The sequence below is a fragment of the Streptococcus sp. 10F2 genome (genome assembly GCF_054331515.2).
Map to the genome: position 1 here is coordinate 1 of NZ_JBTGGE020000131.1, position 619 is coordinate 619.

Sequence of the window (619 nt, forward strand, 5' to 3'; positions counted from 1 at the left end):
ATTGTTTAGACATTCTATCACCGAGTTATATTTGGGTAGTAACTCTATGACTTTCTTCTTAAGGTTAGCCCATGCTTTTTCAATCGGATTTAGTTCAGGAGAATAGGGTGGTAAAGGTAGGAAGAAATGATGATTTGCGATACAAAGCTCATCTAATTGTGCTTTTGGATGGAAGGTAGCGTTGTCCATAATCACTATGTGAGGTCTATCTAAAGCCGGCAATAACTGACTTTCAAACCATTTGACAAAGAAGTGACTGGTCATACTTTGTTTGTAAATCATGGGGGCTAGAAACTTACCATTGACTTGCCCAGCCACAACAGAAATACGCTCAAAGCGTCTACCACTGACCTTACCGTAGACTTTATCCCCTCGTTTGGCTCTTCCCTTTTTCCGATAGAGGTAGGTGTCAATCCCTGTCTCGTCAATATAAACAATAGGGAGACCAACGAGAACAGCTAAAACGGCAAGAAAACATCGAACCTTTTCTGGACTCTGTTCACGATACCTTGTTGTCTTTTTTTAAAGTTATATTGTATTTCCTTAGTGCTTTCCAAACTGCATTAATCGCACAGGAAAAGTGCTCTGCGATTTCTCGCAGATAGGCATCTGGATGTTG

General features: G+C 40.5%; 2 protein-coding genes. Both read right to left on the reverse strand.

The annotated features are described in order from the left end of the window. The coding region (locus ACXM1Q_RS09380) for an IS630 family transposase (protein ID WP_458517823.1) at positions 1–438 on the reverse strand (438 nt) is incomplete at its 3' end. A gap of 61 nt (positions 439–499) precedes the next feature. Further along, positions 500–619: IS630 transposase-related protein (locus ACXM1Q_RS09385; RefSeq protein ID WP_458517824.1), on the reverse strand; the 120-nt coding region annotated here is incomplete at its 5' end.